Genomic DNA, 22,106 nt, shown 5'->3' on the forward strand with positions numbered 1-22,106 from the left:
CGCAGACACGGCAGGTTGCATCCGCCCCTGCTGAGCCGGTTCGCGCGCGACACGGGCGGCGCCGCCGTGGTGCTGGCCGCCGTGCTCTTCCCCGTGGTGATCGGCGGGATGGGGCTCGGCGCCGAGACCGGCTACTGGTATCTTAGCCAGCGGAAGCTCCAGCATGCCGCTGATGTCTCCGCCCATGCCGGCGGCACGCGCAACCGCGCCGGCGACACGCGCACGGCCGTCGAGGCGGCCGCGCTCAACATCGCCACGCGGTCGGGCTTCGACCCGGCGACGGGCGCGCTCGCGGTCCACGTGCCGCCGACCAGCGGCGCGCTCGCCGGCGAGGCAAACGCCGTCGAGGTCGTCGCAACCCGGACGATGCCGCGGCTGTTCTCGTCGATCTTCTCCGATGAACCGGTCGTGCTGCAGGCGCGGGCGGTGGTTCAGGTGAGCGGCGGCTCGAAGGCCTGCGTCCTCGGCCTCGCGCCGACCACGCCGGCAACGGTGAGCGTGAGCGGGTCCGCCGCCTTGTCGCTGAACGGATGCGACGTGGCCTCCAACTCGCTCGCCACCGACGCCTTCAGCATGTCCGGCACCTCCGCGAGCCTCAGCACCGGCTGCGTCCACACCGTCGGGCGTGCGGTGACGACGCTCCGCCTCACGATGCAGGACTGCGAGCAGGTCCACGAACATGCGCCGGTGACGCCGGATCCCTTTGCCGGCGTCCCGGAGCCGACCGCGGCGCAGATCGGCGCCCTCACCTGCCGCAACCAGAGCGTCGGCCATCCGGAGAACACCAGCACCGAAACGCCCTCCGAAACCCTGAACGGCGTGCCTGCGCGGCGCTACTGCAACGGCCTCTTCGTCAAGGGCGACGTGACGTTCGGGCCGGGGATCTACATCGTAGAGGGTGGCGATCTCACCACCACCGGCGGCGCCGTCATCCGCGGGACGGGCGTGACCTTCTACTTCCGCAACCCTGCGAGCGCGCGCCTCAACGGCAACGCGCTCTTGAATGTTTCCGCCCCCACCTCGGGGCCCTATTCCGGCGTGGTCTTCTTCGGCGCCCGGGATGCGACGGGAGTGCGGCACCAGATCAACGGCTCCTCCGGGAGCACGATCCAGGGATCGATCTACTTCCCGGCATCCCATGTGGACTATTCGGGCAGTTCGGCGACGACCGGTACCGGCTGCACGCAGATCGTCGCCAACACCATCTCCTTCAGCGGCGCGTCCACCATGAGCTCGAACTGCGCTGCGGCCGGCTGGCGGGACATCTACGCCAACCAGTTCGTGAAGATCGTCGAATAGGATGAATGTGGTCGCCGCATTGACCCGTCATCTTTCTGCCTTTCGGGGGTCCTTCGCTCGCGGCGAGGACGGCGCCTCGGCGGTGGAGTTCGCGCTCCTCGCCCCGATCCTCTTCTTTGGCCTGCTTGCCACCGTCGACCTCGGGCTCGCCCTCCACGAGCGCATGTCGATCGACCACGCGCTGCGCGCCGGAGCGCAGAGCGCCATGACGGATCCCGGGCCGGCGGCGGTCCGGCGGATCGTGGAGGAGACCGCCGGCAGGAACTTCACCGTTGCGAGCGGCACGACCGACGGGACCACGTTCCTGGCGGGGCAAAGCCCGTTGGCCGTCGAGGTCGAGCGCTTCTGCGCCTGCCCGTCGAGCCCCGACGCGGCTGTCGGTTGCGGCACGGCCTGCGCAGGCGGGCAGCCGACCTACGTGTTCTACCGGCTGACCGGCGAGAAGCCCTACGAGGGGATGCTGATCCCGGATCTCGGGCTGAGCGCCGCGGTCCAGGTCCAGACCCGATGAGGATGGGGGGTGCCCGGATGCGTTTCGCCCGCGCCCAATCCGGCGCGGTCGCGATCGAGTTCGCCATCGTCAGCCTGGCGCTGGTTCTCGTCGCCTTCGGCACGATCGAGTTCGGGCGCGGCCTGCAGGTCCGCAACGAGCTCTCCTACGCCGTCGATGTCGCGGCGCGCGAGGTCCTGACCGACAAGGAGGCGACCGCGGCGAGGATCGAGAGCGCCGTGCGCGGCGCCTTCAGGGCGTCCGACCCCGAGCGACTGCAGGTCGCGGTCACGACCGAGACGGTGAATGGCGTGGCGTACCGCGCCGTCGATGCCAGCTATCCCTTCACCTTCCTCGTCCCTGGCCTGGCTGGCGACGGCATCCGGCTCTCGGTCGCCCGGCGCATGCCGCTCGTCTGAGCGGCGCCCGCCCTCAGTTCCGCTCGAGCTTGCGCAGGTCGGCGCGCCGGCTCGCCAGCGCCCACAGGGCGATCGCGAGAACGGCGACGGACCCCCAGAGTATCGGCAGCTGCAGGCCGAAGCGCTCCGAGGCCGCGCCCATCACCAGGGCGCCGAGCGCGGGGCCGCCCCGGAATAGGATCCCGTAGATGCTGAGGACGCGGCCGCGCATGGCGGGGTCGACGGCGATCTGGATGAGAGTCTGGGCCGCCACGCCGCTCGTCGCCATTGCGAATCCCGTCACCACGAGCAGCGGGACGCCGACGACCATCCTGTCGCTGAAGGTGAAGAGGGCGGCCGCGATCGCCACCAGGATCGTGCTGCCGAGCAGGATGCGGCTGAGGCCCTTTCCCTGCGGCCGGCCGCCGAGCCACAGCCCGGCGAGGATCGCGCCGACCCCGACCGCGGAGGTGAGGATGGCGAGCCCGGAGGCGCCGGAGCGGAACACCTCGGCGGCGAAGCCGGGCAGCAGTTCGATGAGCGGCCTTGCTCCGACGTTGCTTGCGATCAGGAGCAGCAGGACGGTCGCGATCCCGACATCGGTGAACGTGTATCGGATGCCGTCCGCGAGGTCGCGCATGAAGCCGGAGCCGCTCTTCAGCGCCTGCTCCTCCTGGGTGGCGCTGATGCGTGCGAGCAGGACGAGGAAGACGACGAAGGTGAACGCATTCGCGGCATAGGCGAGTGGAACCCCGCCCGATGCGATCAGGATGCCGGCGACGGCCGGCCCGATGAAGCGCGCGAGGTTGAACACGACCGCGTTGAGCGCCACCGCGGTCGGAAGCTCCGCCCGCGGCACGAGCGCCGGAATGAGCGCGAGGCGCGCCGGCTGGTTGAAGGCGGCGACGATGCCCAGGAATGTCGTCAGGAGGATCAGGAGCAGCGGCGTGATGAGCCCGGTGGCGGTGAGGCCGAACAGCGCCAGAGCCTGCAGCATGGCGAGGAACTGGGTGATCTTCGTCAGCTTCAGGCGGTCCATCCGGTCGGCGAGGGCGCCCGCGAAGGGGCCGAGCACGACCGTCGGGAACAGGTCGGCAAAGGCAACGAGGCCGAGCCACAACCCGGACCCGGTCAGTTCCCAGATCAGCCAGCCGGTCACGACCCGCTGCATCCAGGTGCCGATCAACGATACGACGTTTCCGGCCGTATAGAGCCTGAAATCGCGGTGCCCCAGCGCACCCGCGATGCTCCTGAAACCGGAGCCCGCACTCATCGGGAGGCACCCTGCAGGCGATCGGCGGCAGTCGTCATGATTCGCATCGTTCCCGGGCAACCCTTCCGGATTGCGTGGAGCAGTTCAACGGCGGCGGCGAAGGTCGTCGGCAGCAAGGTCATGCGCCGGCGGAAGGGTTTCTGCCGCAAGTTGCACGGCGCCGGGGATGTGAATGCATGCTCCGGAAAGCGTTGACAAGTCCGATATTACAGTAACACAATCCACGCCGAGCCGAGCAGAAGGCGATCGAGGAGACGCTCGGGAGCGCAGAGCGCAAGAACGACAAGACGCGCCCCCGACATCGACGATGCGTTGCATGAGGCGGCGCCTCGCGGCAACGCCGAGGTCGTCCCCGGAGACGAGTGGAGGAATGCAGGTGCAGGCGGACTGGCAGACGATCGACACGGATCTCTTGGTCATCGGCGGCGGCGTGGCCGGCAGCATGGCTGCAATCCCGGCGCTGGAGGCGGGGCTGAACGTCGTCGTCTGCGAGAAGGGGCGGGTGCTCGACAATTGCGGCAGCGTCGGCTGCGGCGTCGACCATTACCTAACCGTGATGGAGAGCGGGCCGGAATGGGACACGCCCGAGTTCCTCCTCAAGCATCTCCCGCAACTGACCGACGGGATCGTCGACATGGCGGTCGCGAGCCGCGTGATCCACGAAATGCCGCGGATCCTGCGCAAGATCGAAGGCATGGGCGTGGACTTCAAGGACCCGCGAACCGGCGACTATTCCCGCCACCGGTCCTTCGGCCTGCCGGGCGCCTACCACATCAATTTCGACGGCACGGACTTCAAGCGGAGGATCGGCAAGCACGTGCGCGCCGGGAAGGCGGCCGTGCTCATGAGGACCATGGCCGTCCAGCTGCTGGTGAAGGAGAACCGGGCCTACGGCGCGCTCGCCTTCAACTTCAGGACCGGAAGCTGGATTGCGATCCGGGCGAAGGCCGTGGCGCTCACCGCCGGCGACGTGAACCGCATCTCCGAGAACGCGTCCGGCCTCGCCTTCGACAGCTGGCATTTCCCGTACAATACCGGCGACGCCCAGGCGATGGGCTACCGCGCGGGTGCCGCGCTGACGAACATGGAGTTCACCGAGGCGACGCTGACGCCGAAGGGCTTCTCGGCGCAAGGCCTCAATGCCGTCGTGTCGATGGGCGCCTACTTCCTCAACAAGCACGGCGAGCGGTTCATGTTCCGCTACGACGAGAAGGGCGAGAACGCCCGCCGCGCCGTGCTCGCCGACGCCGTCGTCAACGAATACCTGCTCGGCAACGGGCCGATCTATCTCGACTGCCGCCACCTGCCGGAGGAGGAACTCGATCACATGGAGGAAACCCTCCAGGTCGACCGTTACACGCTCCCCGCCTATTACCGGCAGAAGGGCATCAGCTTCCGCACGGATCTCATCGAGGTCTCGATCTCGGAACTCTCGATTCGCCGCAGCGGCGTCTACTTCCGCGGCAGCGGCCTCGCCGTCGATACCCACGGCGAGAGTTCCGTGGAGGCGCTCTTCGCGGCCGGCGACTGTGCGAGCGTCAGCGGCGGCATCGCCGGCGCGGCGGTCCTGGGGCACATTGCGGGCGAGGGCGCCGTCGCCCGGATCCGGAGCAGCGTGGGCTCTCTTCCGGACATCGACTGGGCGGAAGCGACCCGCATCCGCGCCGAGTCGGAGGCCTCGCTCGGCCGCGCCGCGGGAATGCCCTGGAAGGATTTCGAGGGCCAGATCCGGCGGACCGTCAGCGATTATGTCGGCGTGCGGCGGTCCGGGAACGGGCTGCGCCTCGCGCTCGAGACGCTCGCCGCCCTCGCCAAGCGCGAGGACACGCTCGCGGCCGAGGACCTGCACGGCGTCATGCGCGTGCACGAATCGAAGAACATCCGGCTCAACACGGAAGTGATGGCGACCGCCGCGCTGGCACGGACCGAGACCCGCACCCGATCGGCGCACCGGCGGATGGATTACCCCGAGCCGGACAACGAGAACTGGCGGAAATTCGTGCTCGTCGAGAAGGGCGCCGACGATCGCCCGAGCGTGCGCGCCGTCGACGCAGATCAGCCGCTCGCAGCCGCGTTCGCGCGGTCGTCCCAGTCGGCTCCCGAACGGAGGTTTGATTATGCTGCCGGTGCCTAAGGAAGGCGTTCACAACCCGGTCAAGATCGATCCGGAGCTCTGCATCCGCTGCAATCTCTGCGATTGGATCTGCCCGGGCGACATCATCTACAAGGAAGAGAACAACAAGGAGACGATGCCGGTCGTCGCCTACCCGGACGAGTGCTGGTACTGCGGCCTCTGCGAATCGATCTGCCCGACCGACGCGATCGAGATCATCTTTCCGGAGCGGATGCTCCGCAACCAGACGGACGTGGTGACGCTGCTCGGGAAGGTGATCTGACCGGGTTGCCGCGGTCGCGCGGCGGGAACAAGCTAAACTTCCCGCTTTGCAAGCCGTGCAATCGTTTGTATTGAGAGACCGTCGGCGATTTTTAACAAGAAGAATGCCGGCAATTGAGGGAGGAGCATCGGATGGTAGAGGCCATCTGGGCGGGGCTGGCGGCGCTGATGTCGCCGGAATCGCTCATCTTCATGGTGATCGGCGTCTGCTACGGCATCGTCATCGGCATTCTGCCGGGGCTCGGCGGGATCGTCGCAATGGCGCTGCTCCTGCCCTTCACCTGGGGAATGGACTTCGCGCCGGCCATGGGCCTGCTCCTCGGCGCGCACATCGCCACCATCTGGGGCAGCTCGGTCACGAGCATCCTCTTCCGCGTGCCGGGTTCGGCGAAGAGCGTGGCCCTCATCTTCGACGGCTTCCCGATGACCCAGAGGGGCGAGGCGAGCCGCGCGCTCGGCGCCTCCGCTGCAGCCGCCCTTCTCGGCGGCGTCATCGGCGCAGTGTTCCTCGCCATCTCGATCCCGATCACGCGGCCGGTGATGATGGCGCTCGGCCCGGCCGAGTTCCTGATGCTGGCGCTGTGGGGCCTGACCGTGCTCGCCACCTTCAGCGACGGCTCCGTGCTGAAGGGCCTCGCCGCCGCGGGCCTCGGCCTGCTGACCGCCTTCATCGGCATGGATCTCGTCACGGCCACGCCGCGCTTCACCTTCGACAGCGTCTACCTCATGGACGGGGTCTCGTTTCCCGTCGCCATGATCGGGCTCTTCGCCATCGCCGAGATGATGAAGCTGTTCGCGACCGGCGGCTCGCTGGTCGAGCGGCGGGTCGTCGAGCAGAAGAGCTCCGTCTGGGAGGGCGTTCGCGACGCCTTCCGTCACTGGGGCCTGGTGTTCCGGTCGAGCCTGCTCGGCGTCTGGATCGGCGTGCTGCCCGGCATCGGCGCGAGCGTCGGCGGCATCGCGGCCTACGCCCAGGCGCTCAGGACATCCAAGCACCCGGAGACCTTCGGCAAGGGCAACGTCGAGGGCGTGATCGCCCCGGACGCCACGGTCGGCGCCAACGAGGGCGGCGGCCTGCTGCCGACCCTCGCGCTCGGCATTCCCGGCGGCGAAGGCATGGCGATCGTGCTGATCGCCTTCATCGGGCTCGGCGTGGTGCCCGGCCCGAAGATGCTGACCGACCACATGGACCTCATCTTCACGCTGGTCTGGGTGATCGTCCTCGCCAGCATCATCACCTCGATCATCGGCCTGATCATCTCGCCCTATCTCGCCCGCATCCCGAGCCTCAACAACAACATCATCATTCCGCTCGTGCTGTCGGTCTGCGTGATCGGCGCCTATGCCGCGCGCGGACAGATGTCCGACGTCGTGGTCGCCGGCGTCTTCGGCGCGATCGGCTATCTCATGGACAAATATCACTATTCGCGAGCGACCTTCGTGATCGGCATGGTCCTCGCCGTGATGATCGAGCGGAATCTCCACCTTTCCGTTTCGCTCTACGGTGAGTGGTTCATCCTGCAGCGGCCGGTCGCTGCGATCATGCTGATCCTGATCGTCGTGACGACGGCCTGGCCGTTCTACCGGAACTGGAAGCGCGACAAGGAGCTGCGGAAGATCACGCTGGCCGAGACCGGGAGGACGTCATGACCCGCAGGCTTCAGGAGAACGTCGTCGCGCTCCTCGTCATCCTCATCTTCGCCGCCGCGATCTACGCCTCGCTCGGCTACGGCCCACGGGCCCGGCTCGTGCCGATCCCGATCGCCGTCATCGGCATCCTGCTGATGCTCGCGCAGCTCTACCTTCAGAACTCGCGGTCCGAGCAGGATCTGCAGATCGACCTCCTGGAGTTCATCTCCAAGAAATCGACCGGTGCCGAGGATGCGGTGCCGACGGCGGCGGAGGGGGCCGACGAGGCAGCCAGCCAGCCCCGCAAGCGGGACCCGCGCATGGAGTTCGCCGCGCTCGGAATGGTCGTCCTCCTGATCGGGATGTTCTTCGTGGTCGGACCGATCCCGACCATGTTCCTGTTCACGGCGGGCTATTTCGTCCTCAGCCGGCACTATTCGCCCGCCTGGGGGGTGCTCTACGCCTTCATCGGCACGCTCGCGGTCTATGCGCTCTTCTATCTCTGGCTCGGCGTCGACATGCGCCAGGGAATGGTCGACCTGAGCTTCGGCATGTGGTGAGCCGACGGGAGGAGCGGCGGAAGAAACGACGCCAACAGAACAACGGAGTGGAGGAAAACATGTTCAAGCATCTAAAATCGGCAGCTGCGGGCCTTTTGGCCACGGCAATCGTCGCGGTGATGCCGCTCGCCGGCGCCGAGGCGGGTCCGTTCTACGACGGCAAGGACGTCACGCTGATCGTGCCGAACTCGCCGGCCGGGTTCATGTCGCGCTATGCGCAGACGCTCGCGCCGCACATCGCCAAGAACCTCGGCGCCAACAATGTGCGGATCGACAACCAGCCGGGTGCCGGCAGCCTGAAGGGGACCAATTCGGTCTGGGCCGCGAAGCCCGACGGCATGACGATCGGCTTCACCAATGTCCCGACGCTGGTGATCGCCCAGCTCGCCGAGAGCCCGGGCGTGCGCTTCGACGCGACCAAGTTCGAGTATCTCGGCCGCGTGGCCGCCGAGCCGCGCCTCATCACGGTCGGCGCGACCAGCGGCATCAAGAGCGTCGACGACATCCGGAATCTCGGCCGCCCCTTCGTCTTCGCCTCGCAGGGCACCGACGAGGATTTCTACACGATGGTCGTGCTGGCCGACGCGCTCGGCTACGAGATGAAGATCGTGACCGGCTACGAAGGCGAGGCCGACACCGCCATCGCCGTCATCAAGGGTGACGCCGACGGCCAGATGACGAGCTGGACGGGCTCGCTCGCGCAGATCGAGGCCGGCGACAAGGTCCCGGTCGTGTTCGCCACCCGCGAGCGGCAGGACGTGGCGCCCGACGTGCCGACCGCGATCGAGCTCCTCAAGGACGAGGCGAAGAAGGATCAGGTGAACGCGATCAGCGCCATCCTGAGCCTCAGCCGCGGCTTCTTCGGTCCTCCGGGCATGGATCCGGCGGCCGTCGAGGAGATGCGCGCGGCGATCGAGAAGACGCTGACCGACCCGGCAATCGTCAAGGAGATGCAGGACAAGGGCATGCCGATCGTCTTCGCCCCCGGCGAGGAGCAGCAGAAGACCGTTGAGGAGGTCTTCGCCGCCGGCAAGGATCTGACGCCGGTCTTCAAGGCCGCCCTGCAGAAGATCCAATAAGAAGAGCAAGCCGGGCTGCCCCCTCCCCGGGGTGGCCCGTTTCGCCTGGCCGGCACGCGTGCCGGCCATTTTCTTTGGGCGTACCGGACCGGCGTCAGCCCGTCGCCACCTGCGCGAAGGGACCTCTTCGTCAGCGCGTCCGGCCGCTCGGGCAGCGCCCTTGCTCAGGGTGAGGCGCCGTCTGCGGGCCCTGCAGCGGTCACCCCGCGTCCAGCCCGCCCATGCGGCAGACGATGCGCCATTCCTCGTCCGTCACCGGCTGCACGGAGAGACGGGAGTTCTTCGCCAGCACCATCCCGGCGAGGCCCGGCTCCGCCTTCACCGTGTCGAGTGTCACCGGCATCGGCATGTCGGCGACCGCAACGAGGTCGACGCACTCCCAGGTGCCGGTGGTGTCTGTCGAATCGGGATGTGCCTCGGCGGCCACCTCGACGATGCCGACGATCGCCCGCTCCTTGTTGGAATGGTAGAAGAAGCCGCGATCGCCGATGCGCATGGCGCGCATGAAGTTGCGCGCCTGATAGTTGCGCACGCCGTCCCATTCCTGGCCCGCAGCGCCCTTCGCCTTCTGCTGCTCCCACGACCAGCTTTCCGGCTCCGACTTGAACAACCAGTAACCCAACATGTCCCCCTTCCGGTCAGCCGGCCTCGGCCTTGAGCGGCCGGTTCACCAGCCCCTCGATCGCGTCGTCGATCGTGAACCGTCCCTCGATGACGGCGGCGACGGCCGACATGATCGGCGCCTCCACCCCGTGGTCCCGCGCAAGCCGTGCGGCGATGGCGGCGGTGTAGGCGCCTTCGGCGAGCGGCTCGCCCGCGGCAAGGAGCTGCGAGACGGAGCGGCCGGCCCCGAGCGCCATGCCGAAGCGCATGTTGCGCGACTGCGCGCTCGTCGCGGTGAGCACGAGGTCGCCGAGCCCCGACAGCCCCATGAAGGTCTGGGCCTTGCCGCCGAGGGCGACGCCGAGGCGGGTCATCTCCGCCAGTCCGCGGGCGATCAGCGCGGCGCGCGCGCTCTCCCCGAGCGCACGCCCGGCCACCACGCCGCATGCGATCGCGAGCACGTTCTTCGTCGCCCCGCCGATCTCCACGCCGACCGGATCGTCCGAGGCATAGGGCCGGAAGCCGTCGGCCTGGAGGAGGGCGCAAAGCCGGTGCGCCTGCGCGATGTCACCGGCCGCGATCGTCACCGCTGTCGGCAACCCGCGCGCGATCTCGGCGGCGAAGCCGGGGCCGGAAAGCACGCCCGGCGGGCAGGCGGGGAGGCATTCCGCCAGTATCTCGATCTGCCGGCGGCCGGTCGCCCGCTCGATCCCCTTCGCGCAGCCGATGACGGGGGTCCCGCCGGCGAGATGCGGCGCAAGGGCTTTCGCCGCCGCGCGCGTCTCCTGCGCCGGAACGGCGATCAGGCACAGATCGGCCTCGCCGCTGGCGGCCAGGTCCCCGCTCGGGCGGATCGCGTCGGGAATGCGGATGCCGGGTAGCCGCGGGTTCTCGCGCCGCTTCGCGAGCATCGCGGCATCCGCCCGGTTGCGGACATGGAGGAAGACGCGGTGGCCGGCACGTGCGGCGACACAGGCCATGGCGGTGCCGAAGGCGCCGCCCCCGATGACGGCGACCGTAACCGCCCCGCTCATGCCCGCGCGCCCCGCCGCCCGGCGCCCACGGCGGGGTCGGAGGCCTCGTCGAGCGGCCAGCGGGGCCGCGCCGAAACGGCGGGTTCAGGAAGCAGCCCGGCTGCCATGCGCTCGGCACCCGCCCAAGCCATCATCGCGGCATTGTCCGTGCAGAGCGACGGAGGCGGCACCAGGAACGGCAGGCCCTCGGATGCGCTGTCGCGGTCGAGGCCTCTGCGGATCGTTGCGTTGGAGGCCACCCCGCCGGCGGCCACCAATGCCGTCGGCGGCACGCCGTCCGCGCGCATCGACCGGATTGCGCGGCGTACCCGGTCGGTCAGGACGTCGGTCACGGCCGCCTGGAAGCCGGCGCAGAGGTCGGCGACGTCTTGCTCGGCGAGGGGGGCGAGCGCCTCGGCTTGCAGGCGAAGCGCCGTCTTCAGGCCGGAAAAGGAGAAGTCGCAGTTCGGCGTGCCCTTGAGCGGGCGCGGCAGCGCGAACCGCGCCGGATTGCCCGGGGCGGCCGCCCGCTCCACCGCCGGCCCGCCCGGATAGCCGAGGCCGAGGAGCTTGGCCGCCTTGTCGAAGGCTTCCCCGAGCGCGTCATCGATGGTGGTCCCGAGCCGCCGGTACTGGCCGACGCCCTCGATCGCGACGAGTTGCGTGTGACCGCCGGAGACGAGCAGGAGCAGGTACGGGAAGGCGGCGCCGTCGGTCAGCCGCGCCGTCAGGGCGTGCCCCTCGAGATGGTTGAGCGGCAGGAGCGGCAGCCCGCGCGCGGCAGCGACGGCCCGCGCCGTCATCAGTCCCACCAGCACGCCGCCGATCAGGCCTGGACCGGCCGTCACCGCGATCCCGTCGAGACCTGCCCAGTCGAGGCCCGCATCGCGCATTGCGGCAGCGATCACGCCGTCGAGCGCGTCGACATGGGCGCGCGCCGCGATTTCCGGCACCACGCCGCCGAACGCGGCATGGTCCTCGATCTGGCTCAGCACCACGTTCGACAGGATCTCGCCCGACCCGCCCGCGCTCCGCCGGACCACGGCGGCCGCCGTTTCGTCGCAGCTCGTCTCGATGCCGAGCACCGTGAGGGCGGGGCGCTGTTGCGGTGACGCCGTCATTGCGCTCGTGGGGACCAGGGACTAGGGGTTCGGCCGCATGGCTTTGGCGGGCTCCTAACACCCGGGGATGGATCGTTGCAAACGGGACCTATCAGGATCGGCACCCGCGGCAGCCGGCTGGCGCTCTGGCAGGCGGAGACCGTCCGCAGCCGCCTCGCCGCCGCCGAGGACCTCCCCGCGGACAATTACGAGATCGTCGTCATCCGGACCTCCGGCGACCGCATCCAGGACCGGGCGCTCCTGGAGGCCGGCGGCAAGGGCCTCTTCACCAAGGAGATCGAGGAGGCGCTGCTCGACGGCTCGATCGACGTCGCCGTCCATTCGGCGAAGGACATGCCGACGGTCCTGCCCGACGGCCTCATCCTCGCCGCCTATCTCGAGCGCGAGGACGTCCGCGACGCGCTCGTAGCCGCGGGCGCCAAGGCGATCGACGATCTCCGCCAGGGCGCGGTGATCGGCACCGCTTCGCTCCGCCGGGAGGCTCTGCTCCGCCGCGCGCGGCCCGACCTCAAGGTGGAATTGCTGCGCGGCAACGTCCCGACGCGGCTGCGGAAGGTCGAGGCCGGCGAGTTCGACGCGACGCTGCTCGCCTGTGCGGGGCTCAAGCGCCTCGGCCTCGAGGAGCACATCGCCGCGCGCCTGCCGGTGGAAACCTTCCCACCCGCCTGCGGGCAAGGCGCGGTGGTGATCGAGTGCCGCGAGGACGACGAGCGGACGCGCCGCCGGCTCGCCCGCATCGATCATCGCGCGACGGCGCTTGCGGTGGCCTGCGAGCGCGCCTTCCTCGGCGTGCTCGACGGGTCCTGCCGGACACCCATCGCCGGCTACGCACAGGTTGATGGTGACAGGCTCGAATTTCGGGGCGTGATCCTCTCCACGGACGGCCGCGAGTTCTACGAGATCGACCGCAGCGGTCCGGCGGCAGCCTCCGCCGAGATCGGCGAGGAGGCGGGCTTCGCCCTCCGCGGGCGCGCCCCGAAGCCGTTTCTTGCGGCCCTCGGCATCGCCTGATGCGCCTCGTGCTGACGCGCCCGGAGCCCGATGCGAGCCGCACCGCGCGCGCGCTCGAGGCGCTCGGCCACAGCGTCATCCTTTCCCCCGCCTTGACGATCCGTCCCGCCACGGACCTCCGCCTGCCGGTCCGCCCTTTCCAGGCCGTGCTGCTGACCAGCGGGAACGCCGTGCACGCGCTCGCCGGGCGCGCCGACGCCGATCGTCTGCGCCGCCTCCCGACCTTCACCGTCGGCGACCAGACGGCGGTCGAGGCCAAGCGGGCCGGCTTCGCCGCACCCCGTTCGGCCGGCGGGTCGGCCGAAGACCTGATTGCGCTGGTGGCCGATGCGCTCGACCCGCGCGCCGGTCCACTCTTCTATGCCGCCGGGCAGGAGGTGTCGGTCGATCTGGCGGGTCGGCTCGGCGCGTTCGGTTTCGACGTGGAGTACCGCGTCGTCTACCATGCCGAGGCCGAGCGGCGTCTCGCGCCTGCCGCCGTCGAGGCGCTGAAGGCGGGCGCCGTCGACGGCATCCTCCTCTATTCGCGCCGGAGCGCGTCCGCCTTTGCGCTCGCGGCCCGGGCCGACCGTGTCACGCCGCTTGCTGCGTCCGTCGCTTGCTACTGCCTGTCGGACGCCGTCGCCGAACCGCTGCGGCCGATCGCCGAGGGGCCGATCCGCATTGCGGCGCGTCCCGACCAGCCGAGCCTCTTTGCGCTTCTCGAGGCGGATGAAAAGCGCGGCGGCACTCCCGCGCACCCCGACTGAATGGCTTGCTTCGCCTTGCCAGCCGTGCGCCTTCGCGCAATGTAGAGCGAGTTCCCGGTGCGGGCCCTCTCCCGCGCCTCCCGCGTTCACGGAGACGATCTTGGCCAAGCAGACGAGGGGACGATCCGGCTCTTCCCGCTCCCGCGGCAGCCGGCCGCCGGTCATCATCGACCTTGATGCGCAGGATGTGAGCCGCAGCGCCGGCAGCGCTCCGGGCGCCGAGGAACCCGTCCCGCCGGCCGAGGACCAGGCCACCGCCGGCGCGCCCACGTCGGAAACCGTTGCGGAGGGCGGCTTCGTGCCGCCCGCGGCACCTCCGGCCGATGAGCCGACCGTTGAGGCGCCCCCCGTTGAGGCGCAATCCGGCGAGCCGGCTGCCTCGGCGGAACCGGAGAGCGAGACGGCGTTGAACGCCGAGCCCGAGCCGGCCGCTTCCGCAGAAGCCGTGCCGGCTTCGCCTGCGGAGCAGGCGCGGGACGAAGCCGAGCCGGGGGACCAGATCGCCACGCCTTCGGACGCTGTCCTCGCGGGGGCCGGAACGGCGGACGTGCCTCCGGAAGAGCCTGCCGCGTCCGCCGAAGGCCTGCGCTCGGACGCGGACGAGATAGGGCCGGACTCCGACCTTGCGGCGGCTGCCGGTCCCGGCGAGCCGCGGGAGGCCGGCCTGACGGCGGAGAGCGCGGAGGACGTGCACCGTCCGGTCGCCTCCGAGATGCCTCCGCCGCCTCGGGCACCGGCCGAAGCCGCTCCCCGGCGCGGCGCCCCTTCTTTCCTGTCCCTTCTCGCCGCCGCGCTGCTGGGCGCCGCCGCGGCACTCGGAGGCGCCTGGCTCCTGGAGCGCTCCGGCACGGATCTGACCGGGCAGCGGGAAGAGATTGCCGGCCTGCGGCAGGACATTGCCGAGCTTCGGGCGCAATCTGCCGCCCAGAGCGAGACGATCGCTCAGCCGCAGACCGAGGGCCTGGAGGAGATCAGGAGCGAGATCGCCGGGCTGCAGAATGCCGTCGGGCAGTTGCGTGACGCACCCGCGGGCGATCCGGCCCTCGCCGGGCAATTGCAGGACCTCGCCGGGCGGCTCGACCAGCTTCAGGCCGAGGCGCAGCAGGCGCCGACCGCCGCCGCCGCCCCGGACTTGGAGCCGCAGATCGCCGATCTCCGCACGGCCCTCGACGAGCTTCGCGCCGAGGTCGGAGGTGCTGCCGCCGGCGCGGCGCTCGACGAGCTCCGTGGCGAAACCGGCGGGCTCGGCGAGCGGATTGCGGCGTTGGAGAACCGCCCTCCCGTCGACCTGTCCGGCCTGCAGTCCGCGATCGAGGACCTGCGCGGCGAACTCCGGCAGGCGACCGAGCGCGACGGCGCGCTGCAGAGCGGCCTCGATGCGCTGCAGAGCGACCTCGACGGGGTGAAGGCGCAGATCGGCGGGCTGGCGCAGGCCGACCGGCTGACGGCGCTCGAGACGGAGCTTGGCGGGTTCAGGGACGAGGCGCGGCGGGCGGGTGCCCTTGCACCGGCGCTTGCTGCCGACCTCCTGGCGAGCGCTCTGGAATCCGGCCGCCCCTTCGCGTCCGAGCTGGAGGCGGCGCGGAATGCCGGCGTCGTCGACGCCGCCGACGAGGCGGTTTCGCAGCAGGCGGCCGAGGGGCTGCCGACCGCGGACGAGCTGCGCCGCTCGTTCGAGGCGGTCGCGGCCGATCTCACCCGGCCCGAGGAGCCGCCGTCGGATGCCGGCCCGCTCGACCGCATCCTCGCCGGGGCCCGGCGCGTCGTCCAGGTCCGCCCGGCGGAGCCGGTCGAAGGCGACGATCCGCAGGCGACGGTCTCCCGCATTAGGGATGCGCTCCAGAGGGACGACGCCGGCACCGCACTCGAGGAATGGCGGACCCTGCCCGAGGATGCCCGGAGCGCCTCGGCCGAGTGGGCGGCGTCCCTCGAGGCGCGCGTGCACGGGCTCGCGCTCGCCGAAAGGCTGCGTTCCGATATTCTGACACGCCTCGGCGGTTCGGCCGGGTAGAGGACGTCGCATGATCCGGTTCCTGTTTCTCGTCGTCGTCCTTTTCGCGATCGTTTTCGGCTTCGCATGGCTGCGCGAGACGCCGGGCGAGCTCGCCGTCACGGTCGGATCGCAGACCTATGCGGTCGACCTCGCCATTGCGGCGCTCGCCACCCTGCTCGTTGTCGCTGTCGCGGTCGTGCTGACGCTCGTCCTCCGGTTCCTCCTCAGGGCGCCGGCGCGTGCGGTGCGCTCGTGGCGGGTCGGGCGTCAGGAGCGTGGGCGGAACGCCTGGTCCGACGGCTTTCTGGCCGTCGCCGCCGGCGATGTCCGCACTGCGGAGCGGGCCTCGCAGGAGGCCACGAAGCGCCTGCCCGGCGCACCGCTCACGCGGCTCCTTGCCGCGCAGACTGCACAGCTCAAGGGCGACGATTCCGCCGCCCACAGCGCTTTCGTCGCGATGGCCGACGACCCCGCGACCCGGGTGGTCGGGCTGCGCGGCCTCTACATCGAGGCCGACCGCCACGGCGATCAGGAGGCCGCGCGCCACTACGCCGAACTGGCGCGACAGACCTCCGGGACGACCGCCTGGGCGGGCCGTGCGCTGCTTCGGCACCAGGCGGCGGAGGGCGACTGGGAGGGCGCGCTCGCGACGCTTTCGACCTATTCCGACAGCCGCGTCCTCGAGAAGAAGGCGAGCCGGCGGCTGCGCGCCGTGCTCCTGACGGCGCTCGCCATGGAGGACGAGGCCGGCGATCCCGAGAAGGCCAGGCAGTATGCGCTGGAAGCCCACGACCTCGCCCCGGATTTCGTGCCGGCGGCCGTCGTCGCTGGACGGGTCCTGTCGCGCCTGGGCGAAATCAGGCGGGCGAGCAAGGTGCTGGAGACCGCCTGGCGCGAAACCCCGCACCCCGAGCTCGCGGAGGCATATGCCCATGTCCGCACCGGCGATTCCGCGCGCGACCGTCTAAACCGGGTCGAGCAACTGCAGAAGATGCGGCCGCAGGCCGATGTCGGGCGCCTGGCGCTGGCGCGTGCGGCCATCGATGCGCGCGACTGGCAGGTGGCGCGCGACGCCCTTCTGCCGGTGATCCGCACGCGGCCGACGCAGAACGCTCTCATCCTGATGGCGGAGCTCGAGGAGGCCGAGACCGGCGACCGCGGCCGGGCGCGCGAATGGCTCGCCCGCGCCGTCCATGCGCCCCGCGATCCGGCCTGGATCGCCGACGGCGTGGTGCTGGACGATTGGGCGCCGGCGTCGCCGGTGACCGGCCGCCTCGACGCCGTCGAATGGCGGGTGCCCGTGGAAAGCCTCGCCGGCCCGGAGCGCTTCCACATCGACGAGGCCGACCTCGAGCCGGCGGCGCCCGCGCCCGCGGCGCTCCCGGTGCCGGTCGCGCCGGACCATCCCACCGCCGCCCCCTCCGCTCCACCGGCCTCCGCCCCGGTTGCCGCTCCGGCGGCGGCTGCCGCGGCCGCGCCTGTCGCCGTGGTGCTTCCGGCGGCCGCGATGGCGGACGCCGCGCCGGGCGCGTCCGCACCCGAGCCGAGTTTCGCTCCGGCCGCCGAGCCGTCCGGAGCCGTCGAGGACATCGAGCCGGAGCCGGTCGAGGCGGAACCTGCGCGCGGCACGGCCCCGGCAGGCAACGGGGCCTCCAGATCCCCGGATGCGGCATCGCCGGAGCCTTCGCCCGAAGCGTCCGTCCAGGGTGCACCGGATGCGGCCGAGCCGGTTTTCCCGACCCGCCCGCCGGACGATCCGGGCGTCTCGGAGGACGAGGAGGACCGGCGCGAGCCGCAGCGTTTCCGGCTGTTCTGACGCCGCGGCTCACGTCCGGCGCGCAGGTCCGTCCAGGCGCCGAACGTCGCGCCGTTGCACTTGCCCCGGCGCGCCCCACCTAGTATGAGGGCGCCCGAGGCCGCATTAGCTCAGTCGGTAGAGCATCGCATTCGTAATGCGAGGGTCGCTGGTTCGAGTCCGGCATGCGGCACCATCCCTCAGCCCTGCACCCCGCGCTCGTGCGCCCAGACGATCGTGCCGTCGTCCCTGACGAGCGCGATCTCGATCCCCGCGCGGCTGCATCGTGGCGCCATGCGGGCCGCCAGACGCGCCGTCTCGGCGGTCAAGGGACCGCTGCGATCTCCCGGGCTCCGTCGTCTGGTCGCGCCATCAGCAGGCCCACCGCTTCGCACAGTCCGCTGCGCAGCCGTGACAGCTGCCCTGCATGGGTGCTGTTGATCGTGCCGCCCTTGCATTCGATCACGACGATCCGGCCGTCGACCACGCCCACGAGGTCGCCGACACCGGAGCGCGGGTTGACGACGACCGTCTCCAACCCGCGGCGATAGGTGCCGCCATAAGGCGTCCTGCCGAGGCTCTCCCTCTTTTCGAACCCGGCCCGGCGCAGCCAGGCCGGTATGTCGAACCGCTTCGCGTGTTCGCCGTCGGGATGGATGGAGACGGTCGCTTCGGATGCGCTGTCGAGGATGTAGCTGGCCATCGCAAGCATCACGGCGGCTTCGGTCAGCCGCGCCTCGACCCCGCCCTGGGCCTTGGCTCTTCGCGTCTCCGGCGGCTCATGCCGCGTGACATAGTCCATCTCGTCCAACACCCTCGGCAACGTCCGGCAAGCCTGCCGTCCCGACCTTTCGAAGACGATAACGGCGGCGGCACCCGCTCCTCGAGTTCGTTGTGGCACGCCCCGCCGCCGTGGCAGAAACGGTGAGCTCCGCTCTGTGCGGAGCCGGCGGGCCGAGAGACACGCGAAGAGGGAGTGCGAAGTTGAGCGACGACACCTATGCGGCGGGAATGGCGGTGCGGCGCAGGATCCTGGGCGACGCCCATGTCGACCGCGCGGTCGCCCGGACCACCGATCTCAACCGCGAGTTCCAGGATCTCGCGACGCGCTATGCCTGGGGCGAGATCTGGACCCGCCCTCATTTCGACCACCGCACCCGGCGCATCCTGGTGCTCGGGACGATGATGGCGCTCGGCCGCTGGGAGGAGTTCGTGATGCATCTCCGCGCCGCGCTCGCCGACGGCATGTCGCTCGACGACATCAAGGAGATCCTGCTGCAGCAGGCCGTCTATTGCGGCCTGCCGGTGACCAACACCGCCTATCATCATCTCGACAGTGTCATTGCCGAGCTGACCGAGAGAGGCGTGGCGATCAATCGCGGGTCGAGCTGAAGGCGAACCGCCGCGCTTACCTGGCCGTTGCATATTGTCCATCTGTCGATTAGGATCGACAGATGGACAAGGAAGATGCCATCCTGGCCCTTGCGGCGCTCGCCCAGCCGACCCGCCTCGACGTGTTCCGCATGCTCGTCGCCGAGGAGCCGGCAGGCGTCCCCGCGGGCGAGATCGCCCGGCGGCTGGCCGTTCCCCACAACACGATGTCGACGCATCTCGCCGTGCTTGCGCGCGCGGGGCTGATCGGCGCCGAGCGACACAGCCGCACGATCATCTACCGCGCGCGGCTCGATCATTTCCGCGAGCTCGCGGGATACCTGCTCAAGGAATGCTGCGGCGGCCGCCCGGACGTCTGCGCCCCGCTCATCAGCGACCTTGCTCCGTGCTGTTCCCCCGTGGAGGCCGACTATGGATGACCACCGCTACAACGTCCTGTTCCTGTGCACCGGCAATTCCGCCCGATCGATCATCGCCGAGGCGCTCCTCAACCGTCACGGCCGGGGCCGGTTCAAGGCCTATTCGGCGGGTTCGCACCCGAAGGGCGAGGTCCATCCCTATACGATCGAGCTCCTGCGCAGCCTCGGCTTCGAGACCGACGCCTTCCGCTCGAAGGACTGGGACGAGTTCGCCCGGCCCGGCGCGCCGGAGCTCGATTTCGTCTTCACCGTCTGCGACAACGCGGCGGGCGAAACCTGCCCGGTCTGGCCGGGCCAGCCGATGACCGCGCACTGGGGCATTCCCGACCCGGCGGCGGCCGAAGGCACGGAGGCGCAGAAGCATCTCGCCTTCGCAGAGGCGTGCCGGATGCTGACGAACCGCATCTCGATCTTCGTCAACCTGCCGATCCGCAGCCTCGACCGCATCGCGCTGACGCGCAAGCTCGCCGAGATCGGCGAAATGGACCGCACGCCGGAGCGCCGCTCGGCATGAGCGCCGTGGACGTCGTCATCTACCACAACCCGGCCTGCGGCACGTCGCGCAACGTGCTCGGCCTCATTCGCAATGCCGGCATAGAGCCGCACGTCGTCGAGTACCTGAAGACGCCGCCGAGCCGCGCCATGCTCGTCTCGCTCGTCGAGCGGATGGGCATCACGCCGCGCGACCTGCTGCGCGAGAAGGGCACGCCGTACCAGGAGCTCGGGCTCGACGATCCGGGCCTGTCCGACGACCGGGTCGTCGATGCCATGATGGACCACCCGATCCTGATCAACCGTCCGATCGTGGTGACGCCGCTCGGCGTGAGGCTCTGCCGGCCGTCCGAAACCGTCCTCGATATCCTTCCGGCCCCGCAGCAGGGCGCGTTTGCGAAGGAGGACGGCGAGCGCGTGGTTGGATCGGACGGGCAGCGCCTCGGCTGAGCAGAACCGTCTCCTCCGAACCGCCCGGAGCCGTCCGTCCGGCAAGAAATCGCCGCCGGAGCCGATCTTCCGGCAAGAAATCAGAGTGATCCCATGTCAGCACCCGCCCCGGCCCGCCGTCTCTCCTTCCTCGACCGCTACCTCACGGTCTGGATCTTCGCCGCGATGGCCCTCGGCGTCTTGCTCGGAACGACGATCGGCGGCCTGCCGCGCGCGCTCGATGCGATGTCCGTCGGCGGCACCAACGTGCCGATCGCGATCGGGCTCATCCTGATGATGTATCCCCCGCTCGCCCGCGTCCGATACGAGGAGCTGCCGCTGGTGTTCCGGGACAAGCGCGTGCTCCTCCTCTCGCTCGTCCAGAACTGGGTGATCGGCCCGGTGCTCATGTTCGCACTCGCGGTGATCTTCCTGCGCGACCACCCGGAATACATGACCGGCGTCATCCTGATCGGGCTTGCCCGCTGCATTGCGATGGTGCTCGTCTGGAACCAGCTCGCCTGCGGCTCGAACCAGTACGTCGCGGGCCTCGTCGCCTTCAACTCGGTGTTCCAGATCCTGTTCTTCAGCATCTACGCCTGGTTCTTCCTGACCGTGCTGCCGCCGCTCTTCGGGCTCGAGGGCAGCGTCATCGACGTGAGCGTCTGGACCATCGCGCAGGCGGTGCTCATCTATCTCGGCATCCCGTTCCTGGCCGGTTTCCTGACCCGGCGCTGGCTCGTCGCGCGCAAGGGGGAAGCCTGGTACGAGACGGCGTTCCTCCCCCGGATTGCGCCGATGACGCTCGCCGCGCTGCTCTTCACGATCGTCGCGATGTTCAGCCTCAAGGGCGGGATGGTGCTCGAACTCCCGGTGGATGCGCTCCGCATCGCGGTGCCGCTCGCCATCTATTTCTTCGTCATGTTCGTGATCAGCTTCGCGATGGGCAAGCTGATCGACGCGGATTACCCGCGCACCGCGGCGATCGCCTTCACCGCTGCCAGCAACAATTTCGAGCTCGCCATCGCGGTGGCGATCGCGAGCTTCGGCCTCGCCTCGCCGGTGGCGTTCGCGACCGTGATCGGGCCGCTCGTCGAGGTGCCGGTCCTGATCAGCCTCGTCTCGGTATCGCTTTGGCTGGGGCGCAGATACTTCCCCGAAAGCCTCGGGCGCGCGCTCGCCGAGCGCCGGACGGGCAGGACCGTCGCCGAGGCGGCGCCATGAGGGGCCGCGACCTTCCGGACCACGACGTCTTCCCGGCGCTCGACGAACGCTTTCTCCTCGTGCCGGACTGGCGGGCGCTGGTGCCGGCAGGCGGCGTGACGCATCCGCCGCGCATCCTCCTCCTTTACGGCTCGCTCCGCGAGCGCTCCTACAGCCGCCTGCTCGCCTTCGAGGCGGCGCGGCTCCTGGAGCGCTTCGGCTGCGAAACCCGCATCTTCGATCCGGCCGGCCTGCCGCTCCCCGATGGCGCACCCGCGTCGCATCCCAAGGTGCAGGAACTGCGCGATCTCTCGAACTGGTCGGAGGGCCAGGTCTGGGTCAGCCCCGAGCGGCACGGCGCCATCTCCGGCATCATGAAGGCGCAGATCGACTGGATCCCGCTTTCCGTTGGCGCGGTCAGGCCGACCCAGGGGCGCACCCTCGCTGTCATGCAGGTGAGCGGCGGCTCGCAGAGCTTCAACGCGGTCAACACGCTGCGGCTGCTCGGGCGCTGGATGCGGATGGTGACGATCCCCAACCAGTCCTCCGTCCCGAAGGCATTCCAGGAGTTCGACGAGGCGGGGCGGATGAAGCCCTCGCCGCTCTACGAACGCGTCGTCGACGTGATGGAGGAACTCGTCAAGTTCACGCTCCTGACGCGCGACCACTCCGCCTATCTCACCAGCCGCTACAGCGAGCGCCGTGCGGTGGGACTCAAGGCCGAGAGCGAGGCGAGCAGGCTGGTCGCCTCTATCTGAAATCC

Annotated in this window: 24 protein-coding genes and 1 tRNA gene; 19 read left to right on the plus strand and 6 right to left on the minus strand. The window is 70.0% G+C overall.

Going from position 1 to position 22,106, the window contains the following annotated elements:
* Positions 1 to 15 precede the first annotated feature (15 nt).
* The 3 genes from ACUN0C_RS01580 (at position 16) to ACUN0C_RS01590 (ending at position 2,208) form a co-directional block, all read left to right on the plus strand.
* Complete coding sequence (locus ACUN0C_RS01580; RefSeq protein ID WP_445464556.1) at positions 16 to 1,299, plus strand: pilus assembly protein TadG-related protein; 1,284 nt, start codon at positions 16 to 18, stop codon at positions 1,297 to 1,299.
* 82 nt (positions 1,300 to 1,381) lie between these two features.
* Complete coding sequence (locus ACUN0C_RS01585; protein WP_445464557.1) at positions 1,382 to 1,810, plus strand: TadE family protein; 429 nt, start codon at positions 1,382 to 1,384, stop codon at positions 1,808 to 1,810.
* A 17-nt stretch (positions 1,811 to 1,827) separates the two neighbouring features.
* The gene (locus ACUN0C_RS01590) at positions 1,828 to 2,208 is read left to right on the plus strand and encodes a TadE/TadG family type IV pilus assembly protein (RefSeq protein ID WP_445464558.1); all 381 of its coding nucleotides are present in this window, start codon (positions 1,828 to 1,830) and stop codon (positions 2,206 to 2,208) included.
* A gap of 13 nt (positions 2,209 to 2,221) precedes the next feature.
* Here the strand turns inward: ACUN0C_RS01590 and ACUN0C_RS01595 are convergent, their stop codons facing one another.
* A complete protein-coding gene (locus ACUN0C_RS01595) occupies positions 2,222 to 3,460 on the minus strand; it encodes an MFS transporter (RefSeq protein WP_445464559.1) in 1,239 nt (412 codons plus the stop codon).
* A gap of 370 nt (positions 3,461 to 3,830) precedes the next feature.
* On the opposite strand from ACUN0C_RS01595, the gene ACUN0C_RS01600 reads away from it, so the two are divergent.
* From ACUN0C_RS01600 to ACUN0C_RS01620, 5 genes are all read left to right on the plus strand, one after another.
* A complete protein-coding gene (locus ACUN0C_RS01600) occupies positions 3,831 to 5,594 on the plus strand; it encodes an FAD-binding protein (protein WP_445464560.1) in 1,764 nt (587 codons plus the stop codon).
* On the plus strand, positions 5,578 to 5,856 hold the full coding sequence (locus tag ACUN0C_RS01605; RefSeq protein ID WP_445464561.1) for a 4Fe-4S dicluster domain-containing protein: 279 nt from the start codon (positions 5,578 to 5,580) through the stop codon (positions 5,854 to 5,856). Before ACUN0C_RS01600 ends, ACUN0C_RS01605 begins: the two co-directional genes overlap by 17 nt.
* A gap of 131 nt (positions 5,857 to 5,987) precedes the next feature.
* Positions 5,988 to 7,505: a tripartite tricarboxylate transporter permease gene (locus ACUN0C_RS01610; RefSeq protein ID WP_445464562.1), complete on the plus strand. Its 1,518-nt coding sequence runs from the start codon at positions 5,988 to 5,990 to the stop codon at positions 7,503 to 7,505.
* Positions 7,502 to 8,044 (plus strand): tripartite tricarboxylate transporter TctB family protein, encoded by a 543-nt coding sequence (locus tag ACUN0C_RS01615; RefSeq protein ID WP_445464563.1) that lies wholly within the window; start codon positions 7,502 to 7,504, stop codon positions 8,042 to 8,044. Before ACUN0C_RS01610 ends, ACUN0C_RS01615 begins: the two co-directional genes overlap by 4 nt.
* A gap of 59 nt (positions 8,045 to 8,103) precedes the next feature.
* On the plus strand, positions 8,104 to 9,123 hold the full coding sequence (locus ACUN0C_RS01620; protein WP_445464564.1) for a Bug family tripartite tricarboxylate transporter substrate binding protein: 1,020 nt from the start codon (positions 8,104 to 8,106) through the stop codon (positions 9,121 to 9,123).
* A gap of 199 nt (positions 9,124 to 9,322) precedes the next feature.
* Here ACUN0C_RS01620 and ACUN0C_RS01625 read toward each other — a convergent pair whose 3' ends face one another.
* From ACUN0C_RS01625 to tsaD, 3 genes are read right to left on the minus strand one after another with little or no spacing between them, the layout of a single operon-like run.
* Positions 9,323 to 9,745: an EVE domain-containing protein gene (locus ACUN0C_RS01625; RefSeq protein WP_445464858.1), complete on the minus strand. Its 423-nt coding sequence runs from the start codon at positions 9,743 to 9,745 to the stop codon at positions 9,323 to 9,325.
* Positions 9,746 to 9,761: 16 nt separating this feature from the next.
* The gene (locus ACUN0C_RS01630) at positions 9,762 to 10,760 is read right to left on the minus strand and encodes an NAD(P)H-dependent glycerol-3-phosphate dehydrogenase (protein ID WP_445464565.1); all 999 of its coding nucleotides are present in this window, start codon (positions 10,758 to 10,760) and stop codon (positions 9,762 to 9,764) included.
* On the minus strand, positions 10,757 to 11,860 hold the full coding sequence (tsaD, locus tag ACUN0C_RS01635; RefSeq protein WP_445464566.1) for a tRNA (adenosine(37)-N6)-threonylcarbamoyltransferase complex transferase subunit TsaD: 1,104 nt from the start codon (positions 11,858 to 11,860) through the stop codon (positions 10,757 to 10,759). The genes ACUN0C_RS01630 and tsaD overlap by 4 nt, the downstream gene beginning before the upstream one ends.
* 75 nt (positions 11,861 to 11,935) lie before the next feature.
* Here tsaD and hemC point away from each other — a divergent pair, with 75 nt between their 5' ends.
* The 5 genes from hemC (at position 11,936) to ACUN0C_RS01660 (ending at position 17,604) form a co-directional block, all read left to right on the plus strand.
* Complete coding sequence (gene hemC, locus ACUN0C_RS01640; RefSeq protein WP_445464567.1) at positions 11,936 to 12,871, plus strand: hydroxymethylbilane synthase; 936 nt, start codon at positions 11,936 to 11,938, stop codon at positions 12,869 to 12,871.
* Entirely contained in the window at positions 12,871 to 13,620 is a 750-nt protein-coding gene (locus tag ACUN0C_RS01645) for a uroporphyrinogen-III synthase (protein ID WP_445464568.1), read from the plus strand. The genes hemC and ACUN0C_RS01645 overlap by 1 nt, the downstream gene beginning before the upstream one ends.
* A gap of 100 nt (positions 13,621 to 13,720) precedes the next feature.
* The gene (locus ACUN0C_RS01650; RefSeq protein WP_445464569.1) at positions 13,721 to 15,631 is read left to right on the plus strand and encodes a hypothetical protein; all 1,911 of its coding nucleotides are present in this window, start codon (positions 13,721 to 13,723) and stop codon (positions 15,629 to 15,631) included.
* Between the two features lie 10 nt (positions 15,632 to 15,641).
* Positions 15,642 to 17,429, plus strand: a complete 1,788-nt coding sequence (locus tag ACUN0C_RS01655; RefSeq protein ID WP_445464570.1) for a heme biosynthesis HemY N-terminal domain-containing protein — start codon at positions 15,642 to 15,644, stop codon at positions 17,427 to 17,429.
* Between the two features lie 99 nt (positions 17,430 to 17,528).
* A tRNA-Thr gene (locus ACUN0C_RS01660) sits at positions 17,529 to 17,604 on the plus strand.
* A 4-nt stretch (positions 17,605 to 17,608) separates the two neighbouring features.
* On the opposite strand, the gene ACUN0C_RS01665 is transcribed toward ACUN0C_RS01660, so the two are convergent.
* A complete protein-coding gene (locus tag ACUN0C_RS01665) occupies positions 17,609 to 17,737 on the minus strand; it encodes a hypothetical protein (protein ID WP_445464571.1) in 129 nt (42 codons plus the stop codon).
* Positions 17,734 to 18,222: a hypothetical protein gene (locus tag ACUN0C_RS01670; protein ID WP_445464572.1), complete on the minus strand. Its 489-nt coding sequence runs from the start codon at positions 18,220 to 18,222 to the stop codon at positions 17,734 to 17,736. Before ACUN0C_RS01670 ends, ACUN0C_RS01665 begins: the two co-directional genes overlap by 4 nt.
* 197 nt (positions 18,223 to 18,419) lie before the next feature.
* On the opposite strand from ACUN0C_RS01670, the gene ACUN0C_RS01675 reads away from it, so the two are divergent.
* The 6 genes from ACUN0C_RS01675 (at position 18,420) to arsH (ending at position 22,101) form a co-directional block, all read left to right on the plus strand.
* A complete protein-coding gene (locus tag ACUN0C_RS01675; RefSeq protein ID WP_445464859.1) occupies positions 18,420 to 18,800 on the plus strand; it encodes a carboxymuconolactone decarboxylase family protein in 381 nt (126 codons plus the stop codon).
* 62 nt (positions 18,801 to 18,862) lie between these two features.
* Positions 18,863 to 19,219, plus strand: coding sequence for an ArsR/SmtB family transcription factor (locus tag ACUN0C_RS01680; protein WP_445464573.1), 357 nt, complete (start codon positions 18,863 to 18,865; stop codon positions 19,217 to 19,219).
* Positions 19,212 to 19,733: an arsenate reductase ArsC gene (locus tag ACUN0C_RS01685; RefSeq protein ID WP_445464574.1), complete on the plus strand. Its 522-nt coding sequence runs from the start codon at positions 19,212 to 19,214 to the stop codon at positions 19,731 to 19,733. The genes ACUN0C_RS01680 and ACUN0C_RS01685 overlap by 8 nt, the downstream gene beginning before the upstream one ends.
* Complete coding sequence (gene arsC, locus ACUN0C_RS01690; RefSeq protein WP_445464575.1) at positions 19,730 to 20,161, plus strand: arsenate reductase (glutaredoxin); 432 nt, start codon at positions 19,730 to 19,732, stop codon at positions 20,159 to 20,161. Before ACUN0C_RS01685 ends, arsC begins: the two co-directional genes overlap by 4 nt.
* A gap of 93 nt (positions 20,162 to 20,254) precedes the next feature.
* Positions 20,255 to 21,364 (plus strand): ACR3 family arsenite efflux transporter, encoded by a 1,110-nt coding sequence (gene arsB, locus ACUN0C_RS01695; protein ID WP_445464576.1) that lies wholly within the window; start codon positions 20,255 to 20,257, stop codon positions 21,362 to 21,364.
* Positions 21,361 to 22,101, plus strand: coding sequence for an arsenical resistance protein ArsH (gene arsH, locus ACUN0C_RS01700; RefSeq protein ID WP_445464577.1), 741 nt, complete (start codon positions 21,361 to 21,363; stop codon positions 22,099 to 22,101). The genes arsB and arsH overlap by 4 nt, the downstream gene beginning before the upstream one ends.
* The last annotated feature ends 5 nt before the right edge of the window (positions 22,102 to 22,106 follow it).

The sequence above is a fragment of the Faunimonas sp. B44 genome, assembly GCF_052655945.1.

Excerpts from the sequence above, each read along its gene's own strand:
- ACUN0C_RS01590 (WP_445464558.1), top strand. The coding sequence starts at position 1,828 with ATGCGTTTCGCCCGCGCCCAATCCGGCGCGGTCGCGATCGAGTTCGCC.
- ACUN0C_RS01595 (WP_445464559.1), bottom strand. The coding sequence starts at position 3,460 with ATGAGTGCGGGCTCCGGTTTCAGGAGCATCGCGGGTGCGCTGGGGCAC.
- ACUN0C_RS01600 (WP_445464560.1), top strand. The coding sequence starts at position 3,831 with ATGCAGGTGCAGGCGGACTGGCAGACGATCGACACGGATCTCTTGGTC.
- ACUN0C_RS01605 (WP_445464561.1), top strand. The coding sequence starts at position 5,578 with ATGCTGCCGGTGCCTAAGGAAGGCGTTCACAACCCGGTCAAGATCGAT.
- ACUN0C_RS01610 (WP_445464562.1), top strand. The coding sequence starts at position 5,988 with ATGGTAGAGGCCATCTGGGCGGGGCTGGCGGCGCTGATGTCGCCGGAA.
- ACUN0C_RS01615 (WP_445464563.1), top strand. The coding sequence starts at position 7,502 with ATGACCCGCAGGCTTCAGGAGAACGTCGTCGCGCTCCTCGTCATCCTC.
- ACUN0C_RS01620 (WP_445464564.1), top strand. The coding sequence starts at position 8,104 with ATGTTCAAGCATCTAAAATCGGCAGCTGCGGGCCTTTTGGCCACGGCA.
- ACUN0C_RS01630 (WP_445464565.1), bottom strand. The coding sequence starts at position 10,760 with ATGAGCGGGGCGGTTACGGTCGCCGTCATCGGGGGCGGCGCCTTCGGC.
- tsaD (WP_445464566.1), bottom strand. The coding sequence starts at position 11,860 with ATGACGGCGTCACCGCAACAGCGCCCCGCCCTCACGGTGCTCGGCATC.
- ACUN0C_RS01645 (WP_445464568.1), top strand. The coding sequence starts at position 12,871 with ATGCGCCTCGTGCTGACGCGCCCGGAGCCCGATGCGAGCCGCACCGCG.
- ACUN0C_RS01655 (WP_445464570.1), top strand. The coding sequence starts at position 15,642 with ATGATCCGGTTCCTGTTTCTCGTCGTCGTCCTTTTCGCGATCGTTTTC.
- ACUN0C_RS01675 (WP_445464859.1), top strand. The coding sequence starts at position 18,420 with ATGGCGGTGCGGCGCAGGATCCTGGGCGACGCCCATGTCGACCGCGCG.
- ACUN0C_RS01680 (WP_445464573.1), top strand. The coding sequence starts at position 18,863 with ATGGACAAGGAAGATGCCATCCTGGCCCTTGCGGCGCTCGCCCAGCCG.
- ACUN0C_RS01685 (WP_445464574.1), top strand. The coding sequence starts at position 19,212 with ATGGATGACCACCGCTACAACGTCCTGTTCCTGTGCACCGGCAATTCC.
- arsC (WP_445464575.1), top strand. The coding sequence starts at position 19,730 with ATGAGCGCCGTGGACGTCGTCATCTACCACAACCCGGCCTGCGGCACG.
- arsB (WP_445464576.1), top strand. The coding sequence starts at position 20,255 with ATGTCAGCACCCGCCCCGGCCCGCCGTCTCTCCTTCCTCGACCGCTAC.
- arsH (WP_445464577.1), top strand. The coding sequence starts at position 21,361 with ATGAGGGGCCGCGACCTTCCGGACCACGACGTCTTCCCGGCGCTCGAC.